Genomic DNA, 15839 nt, shown 5'->3' on the forward strand with positions numbered 1-15839 from the left:
GGGGACAAGCCCGGGTGCGAGGCGCTACGCTAACCCCACGAGGGTGGCGTCCGCCGTGAGCGAACACCACCCGGAAGACCTGATTGAAGAGGCCGTACGCCGATACCGACAGCCGCGGTACCGGGAGGCCCAGGGCAGGAGGATTTGTGACCGCGCAAGCGCATCGTCCGGCAGTCGAGGTGACCGCCGCACGTCCGTATCCGCAGCGGACCGGGCCCAAGGGCTCGTTCATCTACAAGCTGGTCACGACGACCGATCACAAGACGCTGGGCATCATGTACATCGTCACGTGCTTCGCGTTCTTCCTCATCGGCGGCCTGATGGCGCTGCTGATGCGCGCCGAGCTCGCCAACCCGGGCCTCCAGTTCCTCTCCACCGAGCAGTTCAACCAGCTGTTCACCATGCACGGCACCGTGATGCTGCTGTTGTACGCGACGCCGATCGTCATCGGCTTCGCCAATTTCGTGCTGCCGCTGCAGATCGGCGCGCCCGACGTCGCCTTCCCGCGTCTGAACGCCTTCGGCTACTGGCTCTTCGTCTTCGGCGCCATCATGGTGATCGCCGGCTTCATCACTCCGGGCGGCGCGGCCGACTTCGGCTGGACCGCGTACACCCCGCTGACCGACGCCCTTCACTCGCCCGGCCCCGGCGCGGACCTGTGGATCATGGGCCTCGGCGTGGGTGGTCTCGGCACCATCCTCGGCGCCGTCAACATGGTCACCACCGTGATCTGCATGCGCGCCCCGGGCATGACGATGTTCCGCATGCCGATCTTCACCTGGAACATCCTGGTGACCTCGCTGCTGATCCTGCTGGCCTTCCCGCTGCTGACCGCCGCTCTCATGGGCCTCGAGGTCGACCGCCAGTTCGGCGCCCACATCTACGACCCCGCCAACGGCGGCGTCATCCTGTGGCAGCACCTGTTCTGGTTCTTCGGCCACCCCGAGGTCTACATCATCGCGCTGCCCTTCTTCGGCATCGTCTCGGAGATCTTCCCGGTGTTCAGCCGCAAGCCGATCTTCGGCTACAGCGGCCTGGTCCTGGCCACGCTGGCCATCGCGGCGCTCTCGGTTGCTGTGTGGGCGCACCACATGTACGCCACCGGCGCGGTGCTGCTGCCCTTCTTCAGCTTCATGACCTTCCTGATCGCGGTGCCAACAGGCGTGAAGTTCTTCAACTGGATCCTCACCATGTGGAGAGGTCATATAACGTTCGAGTCGCCGATGCTGTTCTCGATCGGCTTCATCGTGACCTTCCTCTTCGGTGGGCTCACCGGCGTCCTCCTCGCGTCGCCGCCGCTCGACTTCGCGGTGTCCGACACCTACTTCGTCGTCGCGCACTTCCACTACGTGCTGTTCGGCACCATCGTGTTCGCGACCTACGCCGGTATCTACTTCTGGTTCCCGAAGATGACGGGCCGCATGCTCGACGAGAGCCTGGGTCGCTGGCACTTCTGGCTCACCTTCATCGGCTTCCACATGACCTTCCTGGTGCAGCACTGGGTCGGCGCCGAGGGCATGCCGCGTCGCTACGCGGACTACCTCGACACCGACGGGTTCACCACGCTGAACCAGATCTCGACGGTCGGCGCGTTCATCCTGGGCGCCTCCACGCTGCCCTTCGTGTGGAACGTCTTCAAGAGCTACCGCTACGGCGAGGTCGTCACCGTCGATGACCCGTGGGGCTTCGGCAACAGCCTCGAGTGGGCCACCAGCTGCCCGCCGCCGCGGCACAACTTCACCGAGCTTCCCCGCATCCGCTCCGAGCGCCCCGCGTTCGAGCTGCACTACCCGCACATGGTCGAGCGCATGCGCACCGAGGCCCACTCGGGTCCCGGCCTGGGCGACAAGCACTCGCAGGAGCGTGGCGACGCCAAGGTGTGATGCTCGGCTCGTGACCTGATCGGAACGGCGTCTCCCTCTGCGGGAGGCGCCGTTCGGCGTTCCATCAGGCGGCGACTACGATTTCCCTGTGCACGAAGCGACTTCGGATCCGACGATCCTCATCACCGTGACCGGTGGCGACAAGCCCGGCGTCAGTTCGGTCCTGTTCGGGGTCCTGGCCCGCAACGAGGTCAGCGTTCTCGATGTCGAGCAGACCGTCATCCGAGGCCGCCTCACGCTCGGTGTGCTCGCCGCGGTGCACGGTGACCCGGAGCACGTGCAGGAGCTTGTCGAGCAGGCCATGGCCACCGTCGGGATGGATGTGGCGGTGGAGATCACCGCCGAGCAGCCGCCCCGCCCGCCCGTGCCGACGCACGCCGTCGTCCTACTGGGCGCCCCCGTCAGTGCGCGCGCGCTCTCCGCCCTCGCGACCGCCCTCGCCGGGCGGGAGGTCAACATCGAGTCGATCGCCGGCGTCGCCGACTACCCCGTCACCGCGCTCGAGCTCATGGTCACCGTGCCGGACGGTGCCGACGAGGTGGCCTTCCGCGCGGAGCTCGCGGCCGTCGCCAAGGAACAGGGCGTCGACATCGCCACCTCGCGCGCCGGTATCGCGCGTCGCTCCAAACGGCTGATCTGCTTCGACGTCGATTCCACCCTGGTCCAGGGCGAGGTCATTGAGATGCTCGCTGCCCGCGCCGGTAAGGAGGCCGAGGTCGCGGCCGTCACCGAGGCCGCGATGCGCGGTGAGCTCGACTTCGAGCAGTCCCTGCACGCCCGCGTGGCGAACCTCGCCGGGCTGCCGGCATCGGTCATCGATGATGTGGCCGCAGGTCTGCAGCTGACCCCGGGCGCGCGCACCACGATCCGCACCCTCAAGCGCCTCGGCTACCGCTGCGGCGTCGTCTCCGGCGGCTTCACCGCCGTCATCGAGCCGCTCGCGCGGGACCTGGAGCTCGACTTCGTCCGCGCCAACACCCTCGAGGTGATCGACGGTGTGCTGACCGGTCGCGTGATCGGGGAGGTCGTGGACCGGCCGGGCAAGGCCCGCGCGCTGCAGGAGTTCGCCGACACCTTCGGTGTGCCGGTCGAGGAGACCGTCGCCGTGGGCGACGGTGCCAACGACATCGACATGCTCTCGGCGGCAGGACTGGGCGTCGCGTTCAACGCCAAGCCCGCTCTGCGCGAGGTCGCCGACGCGGCGCTTTCGCACCCCTACCTCGACGCGGTCCTGTTCGTGCTCGGCGTGACCCGCGACGAGATCGAGGCGGCCGACGCCGTCGACGGCCGGCTGCGCCGGGTCCCGATCGAGAGCTGAGACCGATCGCGAGCCGGGCCGGTCAGACCTGCTGGAAGGCCAGCACCGTCGGGCCGGAGACGGTGACCTCCGCGCGCGACGGGTAGACGGTGCGGCCCGTGGGTTCGCCCGTCGGGAGCGTGCTGTCGACGATGAGCTCCCAATCGTGCGTACACGATTCGGGCCCGCCGAGAACCACGGTCGCGTCACCGCCGGCGTGCCAGATGATGAGCGCGTCCTTCTCCGCGACGGCGGCGTCGCGGCCGGGCGCACGCACGTCGGACCCGTCGACCCACGCCTGCAGTGTGCGCACCTCGGGCGACTGCCATTCCTCGCCCGGCATCTCTGCCCCGTCGGCGCCGAACCACGCCAGGTCGGGCTCGCCGTCCCGTGTAGAGCGGCCGTCGAAGAACTCGTGCTGGCGCAGCACGGGGGCCGCGCGGCGCACGGCGGCCACCCTGGCGACGAAGGCCGTCAGGTCCGCGTCCGCGGCATCCCAGTCCACGGCGAAGGCATCGGCTGCGGGCGTGCCCTCCGGCACGCAGTAGGCGTTGTTGTTGCCGAACTGGGTGTGGCCAAGCTCGTCGCCGCCGAGCAGCATCGGCGTGCCGGTCGAGAGCAGCAACGTGGCGATCAGGGCCCGCACGTGCGCCGCCCGCGCCGCGAGGATCGCGGGATCGGTAGTGCCGCCCTCGAAGCCGTGGTTGACGGAGTGATTGTTGTCGGTGCCGTCCCGGTTCTTCTCGCCGTTGGCCTCGTTGTGCTTGCGCTCATAGCTGACCAGGTCGCGCGCGGTGAAACCGTCGTGGGCCGTGACGAAGTTGATCGACGAGAAGGGCGTGCGGCCCTGCGCGCCGAACAGATCCTGACTGCCTGAGACCCGCGAGGCCAGCGTACCGACGGTCGCGCCGCCGGCGAAGAAGTCGCGGACGGTGTCGCGGTACCGGTCGTTCCACTCGGCCCACACCGGCGGGAAGCCTCCCACCCGGTAGCCCTCGCCGGTGGCGTCCCAGGGCTCGGCGATGAGCTTGCGGGTGCATAGGATCGGGTCCGCCGCGATGGCGGTGAGCAGCGGCGCGCGGTGGTCGAACGGGATGACCGGCCCCTGCGGCCCGGTCCCCGTCCGGCCGCGACCGAGCACGCTCGCGAGGTCGAACCGGAAGCCGTCGACGCCGAACTCGCCCGCGAAGTATCGCAGGCTGTCGAGCACCATCCGGACCGACGCCGGAGAGGCGCAGTCGACCGTGTTGCCGCAGCCGGTGTAGTCGAGGTCCTCGCCGTTCTCGAGGAGGTAGTAGCCGGGCGCGTCGAGCCCCCGCCAGGACAGCGACGGCCCCGCCACCGACTCCTCGGCGGTGTGGTTGTAGACCACGTCCATCAGCACCTCGAGGCCGGCGGAGTGCAGCGCCGAGACCATCTCCGCGAACTCCTCGACCTCGTGGCCGGGCTGTGCCGCGTACCGCGGGTCCGGCGCGAAGTAGGCGCCCGTCGAATAGCCCCAGTGATTGCGCATGCCGCGGTCCCGGACGCCGGGCTCGGTGAGGCAGGCCTGGACTGGCAGCAGTTCGAGGGCGGTGACGCCGATGCGCCGCAGGTGCTCGATCACGGCCGGTTGGGCCAGGCCCCGGTACGTGCCGCGCAGCTCCTCGGGGATGCCCGGGTGCCGCGCGGTGTAGGAGCCGACGTGCACCTCGCAGATCACCGTCCGGTCCCACGGGACGCCCGGACCGGGCTCCGGCGCCGGGGGCGCCCCGGTGACCACGCACAGCGGGATGTCGGGCAGCGAATCCGTCTCCGACGGACCGCCGTCCGCGCCGTAGGGAAGGAGCGCGCCGCCGTCGCCGAGCGCGCCGTCGAGCCGCCGCGCGTACGGGTCGATGAGGGCCTTGCGTTCGTTGAAGCGCAGACCGTTCTCCGGCTCCCAGGGGCCTGCGGCACGCAGGCAGTACCGCGTGCCCTCGCCGATACCGGCGACGAAGCCGTGGTGCACGCCGGCTGTCTGCGCGGGTAGCCGCAGGCGCTGCTCGCGGCGCGACCCGGTCTCGTCGGTGTCGATCAGGCACACCCAGACGTCGGTGGCGCGCGGGGCGTGCACGGCGAAGTTCACGCCGCCGGGCTGAGGGGCGGCGCCGAGGGGGTGCGCGGCGCCGGGGGTGGGGGAGCGGTGGTCTGTGGACACGGGGACCATCCTGCCAACCGCGACCGGTCGCGTGCGGCAGGATGGTGATGTGTCCGATCCCGCCGCCGCCCCCAGCACGCCCGCCCCCGAGTCCGCCGCCGAACCCGACCAGGACCTGGTGATCGACTTCCGCGGCGTGAGCCTGCGGCGCGACAGCCGAACCCTGGTGGGCCCCATCGATTGGCGGGTCGAGCTGGACGAGCGATGGATCGTCATCGGCCCCAACGGCGCGGGCAAGACCTCGCTCATGCGGCTCGCCTCCGCGCAGGACTTCCCCAGCGCGGGCACCGCCCACATCTTGGGAGAGGTGCTCGGCAGGACGGTGGTGCAGGACCTCACTGCGCGGATCGGCGTGTGCTCGGCGGCCCTGGCGTCGCGGGTGCCGGACGACGAGCTGGTGACCGATCTCGTGGTCTCCGCCGGCTACGCCGTGCTCGGCCGGTGGCGCGAGCGCTACGACGAGGTCGACATCGGCCGCGCCGTCGACGTGCTCGAGTCGATGGGCGCCGAGCACCTCGCGAACCGCCGCTTCGGCACGCTCTCCGAGGGTGAGCGCAAGCGCGTTCTCATCGCCCGCGCGCTCATGACCGACCCCGAGCTGATGCTGCTCGACGAGCCCGCCGCGGGTCTCGACCTCGGCGGCCGCGAGGAGCTGGTCGCCCGGCTCGACACCCTGGCGCAGGATCCGGACGCTCCCGCGACCGTGCTCGTGACGCATCACGTCGAGGAGGTGCCGCCGGGCTTCACTCACGCGCTGATGCTCAAAGAGGGCGGCGTCGTGGCTCAGGGCCTCATCGGCGACGTGCTCACCGCCGAGGTGCTCTCGGAGACCTTCAGCCAGCGCATCCTGCTCGACGAGGTGGACGGCCGGTTCTTCGCCCGACGGGCCTCGCGCCCCGGACGCCGGAGGCTGCAGGCATGAGCGGCGACGAGGCGGCGGAGGCACGCCGCGCGGAGGGTGCCGATCACCGGCGCGATCTGCCGGACGTGCCCATCCGGCCCGCGGCCACCGTCCTGCTGCTGCGGACGGCACCGTCGGGCCTGGAGGTGTTCGTGCAGACCCGCGCGAGCGGGATGGAGTTCGCGCCCGACGTGACGGTCTTCCCGGGCGGTGGCATCGAGCCGTCGGACGGGGACGACCTGCGGATGACTGCGGCGCGGGAGACGCACGAGGAGTGCGGTGTGCGGGTGCACCCGGACGACCTGGTGCCGCTGTCGCGGTGGGTGACCCCGCCCGGGCGGCCGCGCCGTTACGACACGATGTTCTACCTGGCCGCGCTGCCCGTGGGGCAGGAAGCGACGTGCGTGACCACCGAGGCCGTGTCGGCGGGCTGGCACGCGCCGCAGGCCGTGATCGACGCGTGGCTCGCGGGTCGCAACAAGCTCATGGCGCCCACCTACTCCCAGCTGTTCCAGCTGCTGCCCTTCGACACTGTCGAGGACGTGCTGGGCTGGGCGGCGGAGGCGGCGGACCTGACGCCCGTCGCCATCGTCGATGGCATGACCCGCGAGGAACGACGGTTCCCGGGCTGGGCCGAGTACGCCGCGGGCTCCACGATCTACTGACCGCGGGGCGGTCGCCCGCTCGGATTTACGTGGACGTCCAACTAAATTTTCCGGCACCCGGTAGCCTCTGGGGTCATGACTGAATTCGTGACCCTCGAGACCTCCGACGAGCACCCCGGCATCGGCACCATCCGCCTGAACCGTCCGCCGATGAACGCCATCAACTCGCAGGTCCAGGACGAGCTCATCGCCCTCGCCGCCGAGGTGAACAAGCGCGACGACATCAAGGCCGTCGTCGTCTACGGCGGCCCGAAGGTGTTCGCGGCCGGCGCCGACATCAAGGAGATGCAGGCGATGGGCTACACGGACATGAGTGAGGCCATCAAGCTGCTCCAGGGCGGCCTCTCCGCCATCGCGTCGATCACCAAGCCGACCGTCGCCGCCATCACCGGCTACGCCCTCGGCGGCGGCCTCGAGGTGGCCCTCGGCGCCGACCGCCGAATCGTCGGCGACAACGCCAAGGTGGGCGTGCCCGAGATCCTGCTCGGCGTGATCCCCGGCGGCGGCGGCACCCAACGCCTCGCCCGCCTGGTGGGCCCGGCCAAGGCCAAGGACATGGTCTTCACCGGCCGCTTCGTCGGCGCCGACGAGGCCCTGCAGATCGGACTGGTCGACGAGGTCGTCGCCCCCGACGAGGTCTACAACGCCGCCCTGACGTGGGCGAAGCAGTTCTCGGGCGCCGCCTCGCAGGCGCTGCGCGCCGCCAAGCAGGCCATCGACCAGGGCCTCGACACCGACCTGAACACCGGCCTCGCCATCGAACGGCATTTGTTCGCAGGCCTCTTCGCCACTGAGGACCGCACCATCGGTATGACCTCGTTCATCGAGAACGGGCCGGGCAAGGCGAGGTTCGTCGGCAAGTAACCCGCCGCCCCGCGGGCGCCCGGTGGTCCGGGCGGCCCGCGGGGCAGAACGTGTTCCATCACGCGGGTTGGCGGTGATCTGACCGGGCGGTAACCTGACGGGAACAATCTTCTCGAAAGGCCTTCATGACCGACCAGCAGCCGGCTCCCAACCCGCACGCCACGGCGGACGAGGTTGAGGCCGCATTCTCCGATACGAAGCTCGCCCAGGTGCTCTACCACGACTGGGAAGCCGAGACGTACGACGAGAAGTGGCACATCAGCTTCGACGAGCGGTGCATCGACTACGCCCGCGAGCGTTTCGAGGCCGCCACCGGCGGGGAGAACGAGAAGCCCTACGGTCGAGCCCTGGAGCTGGGCTGCGGCACCGGCTTCTTCCTGCTCAACCTCATGTCCGCGGGGGTCGCGGAGACCGGCTCGGTCACCGACCTCTCGCCCGGCATGGTGAAGGTCGCGCTGCGCAACGGCGAGGCCCTCGGCCACACCGTCGACGGGCGCGTCGCGGACGCGGAGACGATCCCGTACGAGGACAACACGTTCGACCTGGTCGTCGGACACGCCGTGCTGCACCACATCCCCGACGTGGAGCAGTCGCTGCGCGAGGTGCTGCGCGTGCTCAAGCCCGGCGGCCGGTTCGTCTTCGCGGGCGAGCCCACCACCATCGGCGACTTCTACGCTCGCTGGCTCGGGCGGATCACCTGGGGCATCACCACCAACGCGACGAAGCTTCCGTTCCTCGCGGACTGGCGCCGCCCGCAGGCCGAGCTCGACGAGTCCTCGCGCGCCGCGGCGCTCGAGGCCGTCGTCGACATCCACACCTTCGACCCCGACGAGATGGAGGCCATGGCGGCCCGCGCCGGCGCCGTCGAGGTCGAGGCCACCACCGACGAGTTCACCGCCGCCTTCCTCGGCTGGCCCGTGCGCACCTTCGAGGCCGCCGTACCGCCGTCGAAGCTCGGCTTCGGCTGGGCCGGGTTCGCCTTTGGCGGCTGGAAGAAGCTCTCCGCGCTCGACGAGGCCGTGATGCGCCGCATCGTGCCGCGCAAGTTCTTCTACAACCTGGCCATCACGGGCACCAAGCCCGAGTAGTCCGGGCACGCCGGGTTTGGACGGGGCCGATCTCGCCTATCTCCGCACGGCCGACGGCGCCGCTGCCGTCGCCGTGGCGGGTCGGCTCGCGTTGACTGACACCACCCTCCTCGCCGACGTGGGGACGGTGCGCGGCATCGCGGGTGCGCACGCCCCCGCCGTCATCGAGCAAGTGCGCGCGCGTCGCCGCGCCGCCGCCAAACTCGGCGACGTCGACGGCTGGCTGCTCACCGACGAGGCGGTGCAGCAGGCCACCCCGTCGGCGGTCGCGGAGCACCGCGCCCGCCGCCTGGCATGGCTCTCGGTGCACGACGTCACCTGCTCGATCGGCGCGGAGCTGCGCGCACTGGTGCAGGTGTGCCCGCGGGTCGTCGGCAGCGACCTGGACCCGCTGCGCGCCCGGATGGCCGCGCACAACGTGCCCCGCGCGCTGGTCTACGTGGCCGACGCGCTCACTCCCACATCTACCGCCGACGTCGTCATCGCCGACCCGGCCCGCCGGTCCGGCGGGCGGCGCATCGTCGATCCCGAACAGATGTCGCCCGCGCTCTCGGCCCTGCGCGCCGCGTACGCCGGACGCTCGCTGGCGGTGAAGACCGCGCCCGGCATCGACTACGACGGCCTGCGGCGGGGTGGCTTCGACGGGGAGGTCGAGATCGTCTCCCTCGACGGCGGCGTCCGGGAGGCCTGCCTGTGGTCCGGCCCCGTCGCCGTCCCGGGCCTGACCCGGGCGACGGTGCTGCGCGCGCCGGGTTCCCGCGGCTACGAGGTGTTCTCGACCGACCCGCACGACGTGGACCCGGAGCCGGCGGGGAAGTACCTCGTCGAGCCCGACGGCGCAGTCATCCGCGCCGGCCTGGTGCGGCACTACGCCGCGCGCCACGGGCTGTGGCAGATCGACCCGCACATCGCCTACCTCAGCGGCGACGCCGTGCCCGCGGGGGAGCGCGGCTTCGAGATCCTCGATGAGGTGAAGTTCTCCGAGAAGGCGCTGCGCGCGGAGCTGCGGCGGCGCGACGTGGGGTCGGTCGAGATCCTCACCCGCGGCGCGGGCGTGGATCCCGACGTCCTGCGGAAGAAGCTGAAACTCGCGGGCTCGCTGCCCATGACGGTGGTGATCACCCGCATCGGTCGTGAGGTCGTGGCGTTCCTGACCCGCCCGACGCGGTGATCGTCGTCCGAAACCAACTGATTTCTGGGCCGGGCCGAAGTATTCGCGTCCTGACCGAGTGCGAGGCCGGTTTCGGAAGCGACCGAGCGTGACACCATGGACGGCATGCAGGAAGCGCGGCGGTCCGATGTCGAGATGTTCCACGTCATGGACGTGCTGGCCGCCGCGGCTCGGCGCCGGGAGACCCACGGCGACGTGATCTCGCTGGCCGCAGGCCAGCCCAGCGCCGGGGCGCCCAAGCCGGTGCTCGCCGCCGCGCACGCGGCGCTGGACGGTGGGCCGCTCGGTTACACCGAGTCGCTGGGCATCGCGCCCCTGCGGGAGACCATCGCCGCCCACTACGGTCGCGCCTACGGCCTGGACGTCCCGTCGGAGGCGGTCGCCGTGACCACCGGCTCGTCGGGCGCGTTCACGCTGGTCTTCCTCGCCGCCTTCGACGTGGGCGACACCGTGGTCATGGCCAGGCCCGGCTACCCCGCCTACCGGAACACGCTGAAAGCCCTGGGCTGCGAGGTCGTGGAACTGGATTGCGGCGCGGCCACGCGCTATCAGCCGACGGTCGCGATGCTCGAAGCATTGGATAGGCCGCCGAAGGGTCTCATCGTGGCGAGCCCGGCGAACCCGACCGGGACGATCCTGGCACCGTCGGAACTCGCGGGGCTGGCGCGCTGGTGCGAGGCCAATGGCACCCTGCTCATCTCCGACGAGATCTACCACGGCGTGAGCTACGGGCGGCCCACGTCGTGCGCGTGGGAGACCTCCCGCGAGCAGGTCGTGATGGGTTCGGTGTCCAAGTACTTCGCCATGACCGGCTGGCGGCTCGGATGGATGCTGCTGCCCGAGTACCTGCGGCGGCCCGTCGAACGGCTCACCGCGAACATGACCATCTGCCCGCCGGCGATCAGCCAGTACGCGGCCGTCGCCGCCTTCTCCGACGAGGCACGGGCCGAGCTGGACGCGCACGTCGCCGGGTACGCGCGCAACCGCGAGATCGTGCTCGCCGGGCTGCGGGAGCTGGGGGTGACCGAGGTCGCGCCGCCCGACGGGGCGTTCTACGCGTACGCCGACATCGGCCACCTCACCGATGACTCGCTCGCCTGGTGCGCGCGGGTGCTCGACGAGACCGGCGTCGCGATCACCCCCGGCCTGGACTTCGACACCGCGCGCGGTCGGCGGACCATCCGGATCAGTTTCGCCGGCGCGACCGCGGAGATCGAGGAGGCGCTACACCGCCTGCGGCCCGTGTTCCAGCACTGAGTGGCATGTTTGGTGATCCATGTCCCGCTGGAAAGGCCGTCGCGGCGTGCGTAGGGACTCGGATCAGGCCAGGGCGCGGCGGAACGCGGTGATGGCGAGGTCGAAACCGGCCTGCGCGCCGTGGGTCTCGCGTAGGGCGTTGAGCATCATGAAGTCGTGGATGACGCCGCCGACGCGCACGGCGGTCACCTGGTTGCCGGCCTCGCGGAGCTTGGCGGCGTAGGCCTCACCGCCGTCGCGCAGCACGTCGGCCTCGGCGGTGATGACGGTGGCGGGCGGCAGGTCCCGCAGCTGCTCGACGGTCGCGTTCAGCGGCGAGGCGAAGATCTCGGCGCGCTGCGCGGGGTCCGTCGTGTACTGGTCCCAGAACCATTGCATGGCGTCGCGGCGCAGGAAGTAGCCCTCGGCGAACTCGTGGTACGAGCCGGTCTCGAAGTCCGCGTCCACCACGGGGTACAGCAGGACCTGCGCGGCCAGCGCCACGTCACCGCGGGCCTTGGCCTGCAGGGCGAGGACGGCCGCCATGTCGCCGCCGACGGAGTCGCCGGAGACGGCGATCCGGGTGCCGTCGAGGTCCTTCTCGGCGCCGTTGTTCACGACCCACTGCGCGACGGCGTAGTTCTGCTCGATCGCGATCGGGTACCGCGCCTCGGGGGAGAGGTCGTACTCGGGGAAGACGACGGCCGCGCCGGTGCCGACCGCGAACTCGCGGACCAGGCGGTCGTGGGTGTGGGCGTTTCCGAAGACCCAGCCGGCGCCGTGGATGTAGAGGATGACGGGCAGGACCCCGGTGGCGCCCTTCGGGCGGACGATGCGGGTGCGGACCTCGCCGGTGGGGCCGCCGGGCACGGTGATCCACTCCTCGTCGACCTCGGGGAAGGTGACGCCCTCGCCCGACTGGACCTCATCGACGGTCTTCCGGCCCTCGATGGGGCCGAGGTCGAACAGATAGGGCGGTTTGGCGGTGGCGTCGGAGAAGGCCTGGGCGGCGGGCTCGAGGACGGTCTTGCTCATGATCTGCTCCTTGTCGACTCGTGCGGAGAACGTTCGTTCTCGCGCTGCCTGCTACAGTAGGGAACGATCGTTCTCTCGTCAAGGGGGCAGATGGAATGGATACCGACCAGCAACGCGCCGCGGTGCTCGAGGCGGCCGAGAAGCTCTTCTACGGCAAGGGTATCCAGGCCGTCGGCATGGATGAGATCCGCACCGCCGCCGGCGTCTCGCTCAAGGCGATCTACAAGCTCTTCCCGTCGAAGGACGCGCTCGTCGCCGAGGTGCTGACCATCCGTGACCGGCGCTGGACCGACGGGCTGCACAAGTACGTCGACCGGGCGATCGCGCCGGAGGAACGGGTGCTCGCCGTCTTCGACTGGCTCGATGAGATGTTCGCCGAGAACGACTTCCGCGGCTGCTCGTTCATCAACAGCTACGGCGAGCTCGGCGCCACGTCAACGACGGTCGCGGAGGCGGCGCAGCACAACAAGTCCTGCTACCAGGACGAACTGACGGCACTGGTCGCCGAGGCCGGGCTACCGGAGCGCGTCGCGGTCCAGATCGGCCTGCTCACCGAGGGTGCGCTCACCACCGCCGCCATCCTCGGGCCGGACGGCGTGGTCGACGGTGCGCGCCAGGCCGCGCGCGTACTCATCGGCGCCCAGCGCTGACTTCTATTGCAGGGGATTAGCTTGACGAGCGAATGATTGGCGGTGGCAGCTTATCCGCAATTCATGTACGCCTCGCTGCGCAACCTGCGACACTGTGATCTAGGGTGTTGTCGAGCAGGAGGCTTACTTATGTCTGAGTCGGACTCGCTGTCTGAAGAAGATTCAAGCGACAATGTCAGGCAGACTGTAAATGAATCGCTCAATCGCCTAGTTCGTCACTTTGCCTCGCGCGCTGAAAACATGCCGGAAGGCGTTGCGCAAGATACCTTCGTGTCAGTCAGCGACGTCACTGACGGGCTGATCAGGAGGGATCATCAGGTGCTATTCGGGCGTCGAGGATCGGGTAAGACTCACGCGTTTAGGTATCTAGAAGCAGCGATTGAAGACCGTGGCGATCTTGCAATCTTTGTCGATCTCCGCACGGTGGGTTCATCGGGCGGAATGTACGCTGACGATGCGATATCCAGGGCAAGTCGCGGAACGCAACTGCTCATTGACGTATTGGAGGCTGTGCACTCCAGTTTGCTTGCCGCGGCAATTGGCAATGACGGGTTTGAGGGGCTACTGCCCCATCTTGATCAGTTGGCCGAAGCGCTAACCGAAGTGCGGGTTGATGGCTCGTTAAGCCTCACGAGCGAGAGTGCCGGGTCGGTCGACAGTTCTAAAGGAGGAAGCGTTGAGCTTGCGGCAGATTTCTCGAGTAAGGCAGGACTAAAGGGTAAGAGGGAGCGCAGCTCGAAGAAGAGTTCCTCAACGAAGACCACGTTGCAGCGATCAGGAGTAGAAGTTCCGAGGGTGCTGTTTGGCCGTCTGACTCGCGCGCTTGGCGCGCTTGGTGGTTCGATTAGTCCGAGACGCGTGTGGCTACTGCTCGACGAGTGGAGCTCACTCCCGAAGGACTTGCAGCCCATACTCGCCGACATGTTTCGGCGCGCGATGTTTCCGGTTGCTTCATTCTCAATCAAGATTGCGGCGATTGAACGAAGGTCGAACTTTCTTGAGCGTACTCACGATTCTGCCAATTACATCGGATTCGAAATGGGATCGGACACCGCGGCGTCGATCAGCCTGGATGAGAGAATTGCCGACGAGGTTGAGCGGCGAACTTTCTTTGCGGAGTTGTTGTATAAACACCTAGCTGTGACCATGCGAACAGAATTCGACCGGGTGCTTTCGATTGGATCGGCCGCAGAGCTAGCTAATACGATGTTTGGGGAGGGTGCTCTAGAGGAATTCGTCAGAGCGGCGGAGGGTGTCCCTCGCGACGCATTGCAGATTGTTGGGCACGCGGCAAAAATGGCCAACACGAAAGCGATCTCACGCAGCAATGTCCATTCTGGAGCGCACAGGTTCTACCTCCAGGACAAGGAGCTTGGGATAGCGGGCAATGATGCTGCGGAGGCGACGTGGAGGAAATTGATTAGAGATATCGTGGACGCTCGTCGTTCGCGCGCATTTCTGGTCCGGCGGGACAGGTTGAATACCTCTCCGGGATTGCTTGATCTTCACGATGCGAGGTTGATTCATCTAGTTCAATCGGGCCTGTATACGAAACGGGACCCAGGGACAATGTATGACGGATACTATCTGGACTTTGGGTCCTACATAACAATGCTGAACGAGATAGAATTGGCGCAGCAGTGGAGCTCTAACGGTAATCCGTGGCGGGTCGAATCCGGAGAGGCAGTCCTGCCTGACAGCTTCGAACCAGGACTAATCTTCAATCCTCCGACTGCGCGTAAGGGAAGAAGTCGGTAGGGGCAGTAGATCGCGGTCGCGACAGGTCAAGCGGCGATATCGGCGCAAAGGGGTGGCTACGCCGGGGCGGTGAGGACGAGCGGACCGTCCTCCGTGATGGCGACGGTGTGCTCGCTGTGCGCGGCGCGGGAGCCGTCGGCGGAGCGTAGGGTCCAGCCGTCCGGATCGAAGATGATCTTCTCCGTGGTGGCGCAGAACCAGGGTTCCAGGGCCAGCGTCGTACCGGTCTGCAGCAGCATTCCCTTGCGTGCCTTGCCGGTGTTCGGCACGTGCGGGTCCTCGTGCATCGTGCGGCCCAGGCCGTGCCCGCCGAACTGTGTGTTCACCGGGTAGCCGTACTTCTTCGCGACCCCGCCGATGGATGCCGAGACCGTGCCCAGCTTGGTGCCCGGGCGCATGTGATCGATCGCGGCGTCGAGGGCCTCGCGCGTGGCGAGGATGAGTCGCGTGTCCTCGTCGCGCGCCGTGCCCACGCTCACGCTGCGGGCGGCGTCGGCGACCCAGCCGTCGATCGACACTGCGATGTCCACGGTGAGCAGGTCCCCGTCCTCGAAGACGTACTCGTGCGGAAGGCCGTGCAGGCAGGCGTCGTTGACCGACAGGCAGGTCACGTTGCGGAACGGGCCACTGCCGAAGGACGGCGCGTAGTCCCAGTAGCAGGAGACGGCGCCGCGGTCCTCGATCATCGTCCGCGCGCGGTACTCGAGCTCCATGAGGTTCATCCCGGGCTCGGCCATCGTGGTGAGCTGCTCGAGGAGCTCGGCGATGAAGATGCCGGTGGTGCGCATCTTCGCGATCTCGGCGGGGGTTTTGAGCTCCATCATGGTATTAAAATACCACGCGCTAACCGGTGGGGCTGAATCGCTCCGCGTCGACGTACTCCGCAGCCAGGGCATCCAGGGGCTCGCCCAGCACGGCCGCCAGCGCGACGACGGTGCCGAACGCGGGGGTCGCCATCCGGCCGGTCTCGATCTTGCGGAGCGTCTCCGGGGAGATCCCGGCCGCGCGTGCCACCTCGTCGGGCCGGCGATCGCCGCGGGCCGCGCGCAGCCGCGCCCCCAGGCGCCGACCCGCGGCGATCTGTTCGGGGGTGAGGGGCTGGCGGACCATGC

General features: G+C 68.8%; 14 protein-coding genes. 10 read left to right on the top strand and 4 right to left on the bottom strand.

Annotation, left to right across the window (positions count from 1 at the left end; translation table 11 throughout):
• The first annotated feature begins 146 nt into the window (after window positions 1-146).
• Both ctaD and serB read left to right on the top strand, forming a co-directional pair.
• Window positions 147-1883, top strand: coding sequence for an aa3-type cytochrome oxidase subunit I (gene ctaD / locus HNP44_RS17575; RefSeq protein ID WP_259142557.1), 1737 nt, complete (start codon window positions 147-149; stop codon window positions 1881-1883).
• 88 nt (window positions 1884-1971) lie between these two features.
• Window positions 1972-3201: a phosphoserine phosphatase SerB gene (gene serB, locus HNP44_RS17580; protein ID WP_259142558.1), complete on the top strand. Its 1230-nt coding sequence runs from the start codon at window positions 1972-1974 to the stop codon at window positions 3199-3201.
• 22 nt (window positions 3202-3223) lie between these two features.
• Here serB and glgX read toward each other — a convergent pair whose 3' ends face one another.
• Complete coding sequence (gene glgX / locus HNP44_RS17585; RefSeq protein WP_259142559.1) at window positions 3224-5368, bottom strand: glycogen debranching protein GlgX; 2145 nt, start codon at window positions 5366-5368, stop codon at window positions 3224-3226.
• Window positions 5369-5408: 40 nt separating this feature from the next.
• Here glgX and HNP44_RS17590 point away from each other — a divergent pair, with 40 nt between their 5' ends.
• The 6 genes from HNP44_RS17590 to HNP44_RS17615 all read left to right on the top strand — a co-directional run bounded on the left by HNP44_RS17590 (window position 5409) and on the right by HNP44_RS17615 (window position 11305).
• Complete coding sequence (locus HNP44_RS17590) at window positions 5409-6281, top strand: ABC transporter ATP-binding protein (protein WP_259142561.1); 873 nt, start codon at window positions 5409-5411, stop codon at window positions 6279-6281.
• Window positions 6278-6925, top strand: coding sequence for an NUDIX hydrolase (locus HNP44_RS17595; protein ID WP_259142562.1), 648 nt, complete (start codon window positions 6278-6280; stop codon window positions 6923-6925). The genes HNP44_RS17590 and HNP44_RS17595 overlap by 4 nt, the downstream gene beginning before the upstream one ends.
• A gap of 75 nt (window positions 6926-7000) precedes the next feature.
• Complete coding sequence (locus HNP44_RS17600; RefSeq protein WP_259142563.1) at window positions 7001-7789, top strand: enoyl-CoA hydratase/isomerase family protein; 789 nt, start codon at window positions 7001-7003, stop codon at window positions 7787-7789.
• A 125-nt stretch (window positions 7790-7914) separates the two neighbouring features.
• The gene (locus tag HNP44_RS17605) at window positions 7915-8877 is read left to right on the top strand and encodes a class I SAM-dependent methyltransferase (RefSeq protein ID WP_259142564.1); all 963 of its coding nucleotides are present in this window, start codon (window positions 7915-7917) and stop codon (window positions 8875-8877) included.
• Between the two features lie 16 nt (window positions 8878-8893).
• Window positions 8894-10048 carry a class I SAM-dependent methyltransferase gene (locus HNP44_RS17610; protein ID WP_259142565.1) on the top strand — a complete coding sequence of 385 codons (1155 nt, stop codon included), beginning with the start codon at window positions 8894-8896 and terminating at the stop codon, window positions 10046-10048.
• Window positions 10049-10144: 96 nt separating this feature from the next.
• Window positions 10145-11305 carry a pyridoxal phosphate-dependent aminotransferase gene (locus tag HNP44_RS17615; protein WP_259142566.1) on the top strand — a complete coding sequence of 387 codons (1161 nt, stop codon included), beginning with the start codon at window positions 10145-10147 and terminating at the stop codon, window positions 11303-11305.
• Between the two features lie 63 nt (window positions 11306-11368).
• On the opposite strand, the gene HNP44_RS17620 is transcribed toward HNP44_RS17615, so the two are convergent.
• Window positions 11369-12319, bottom strand: coding sequence for an alpha/beta hydrolase (locus HNP44_RS17620; RefSeq protein ID WP_259142567.1), 951 nt, complete (start codon window positions 12317-12319; stop codon window positions 11369-11371).
• Window positions 12320-12414: 95 nt separating this feature from the next.
• Between HNP44_RS17620 and HNP44_RS17625 the strand changes: the two genes are divergently transcribed.
• Both HNP44_RS17625 and HNP44_RS17630 read left to right on the top strand, forming a co-directional pair.
• Entirely contained in the window at window positions 12415-12969 is a 555-nt protein-coding gene (locus tag HNP44_RS17625) for a TetR/AcrR family transcriptional regulator (protein WP_259142568.1), read from the top strand.
• Window positions 12970-13098: 129 nt separating this feature from the next.
• Window positions 13099-14727 carry an ORC-CDC6 family AAA ATPase gene (locus HNP44_RS17630; protein ID WP_259142570.1) on the top strand — a complete coding sequence of 543 codons (1629 nt, stop codon included), beginning with the start codon at window positions 13099-13101 and terminating at the stop codon, window positions 14725-14727.
• Between the two features lie 56 nt (window positions 14728-14783).
• On the opposite strand, the gene map is transcribed toward HNP44_RS17630, so the two are convergent.
• Window positions 14784-15551 (bottom strand): type I methionyl aminopeptidase, encoded by a 768-nt coding sequence (gene map / locus HNP44_RS17635; RefSeq protein WP_259142571.1) that lies wholly within the window; start codon window positions 15549-15551, stop codon window positions 14784-14786.
• A 19-nt stretch (window positions 15552-15570) separates the two neighbouring features.
• Entirely contained in the window at window positions 15571-15837 is a 267-nt protein-coding gene (locus tag HNP44_RS17640; RefSeq protein WP_259142572.1) for a helix-turn-helix domain-containing protein, read from the bottom strand.
• Between the last annotated feature and the right edge of the window lie 2 nt (window positions 15838-15839).

This window comes from Tsukamurella ocularis (assembly GCF_024807615.1).
In the GTDB taxonomy this organism is placed as follows: Bacteria; Actinomycetota; Actinomycetes; order Mycobacteriales; family Mycobacteriaceae; genus Tsukamurella; species Tsukamurella ocularis.

Bases quoted from the DNA above. Each gene is read 5' to 3' on its own strand.
- glgX (WP_259142559.1), bottom strand. From the start codon at position 5,368: ATGGTCCCCGTGTCCACAGACCACCGCTCCCCCACCCCCGGCGCCGCG.
- HNP44_RS17595 (WP_259142562.1), top strand. From the start codon at position 6,278: ATGAGCGGCGACGAGGCGGCGGAGGCACGCCGCGCGGAGGGTGCCGAT.
- HNP44_RS17600 (WP_259142563.1), top strand. From the start codon at position 7,001: ATGACTGAATTCGTGACCCTCGAGACCTCCGACGAGCACCCCGGCATC.
- HNP44_RS17605 (WP_259142564.1), top strand. From the start codon at position 7,915: ATGACCGACCAGCAGCCGGCTCCCAACCCGCACGCCACGGCGGACGAG.
- HNP44_RS17615 (WP_259142566.1), top strand. From the start codon at position 10,145: ATGGACGGCATGCAGGAAGCGCGGCGGTCCGATGTCGAGATGTTCCAC.
- HNP44_RS17620 (WP_259142567.1), bottom strand. From the start codon at position 12,319: ATGAGCAAGACCGTCCTCGAGCCCGCCGCCCAGGCCTTCTCCGACGCC.
- HNP44_RS17625 (WP_259142568.1), top strand. From the start codon at position 12,415: ATGGATACCGACCAGCAACGCGCCGCGGTGCTCGAGGCGGCCGAGAAG.
- HNP44_RS17630 (WP_259142570.1), top strand. From the start codon at position 13,099: ATGTCTGAGTCGGACTCGCTGTCTGAAGAAGATTCAAGCGACAATGTC.
- map (WP_259142571.1), bottom strand. From the start codon at position 15,551: ATGATGGAGCTCAAAACCCCCGCCGAGATCGCGAAGATGCGCACCACC.
- HNP44_RS17640 (WP_259142572.1), bottom strand. From the start codon at position 15,837: ATGGTCCGCCAGCCCCTCACCCCCGAACAGATCGCCGCGGGTCGGCGC.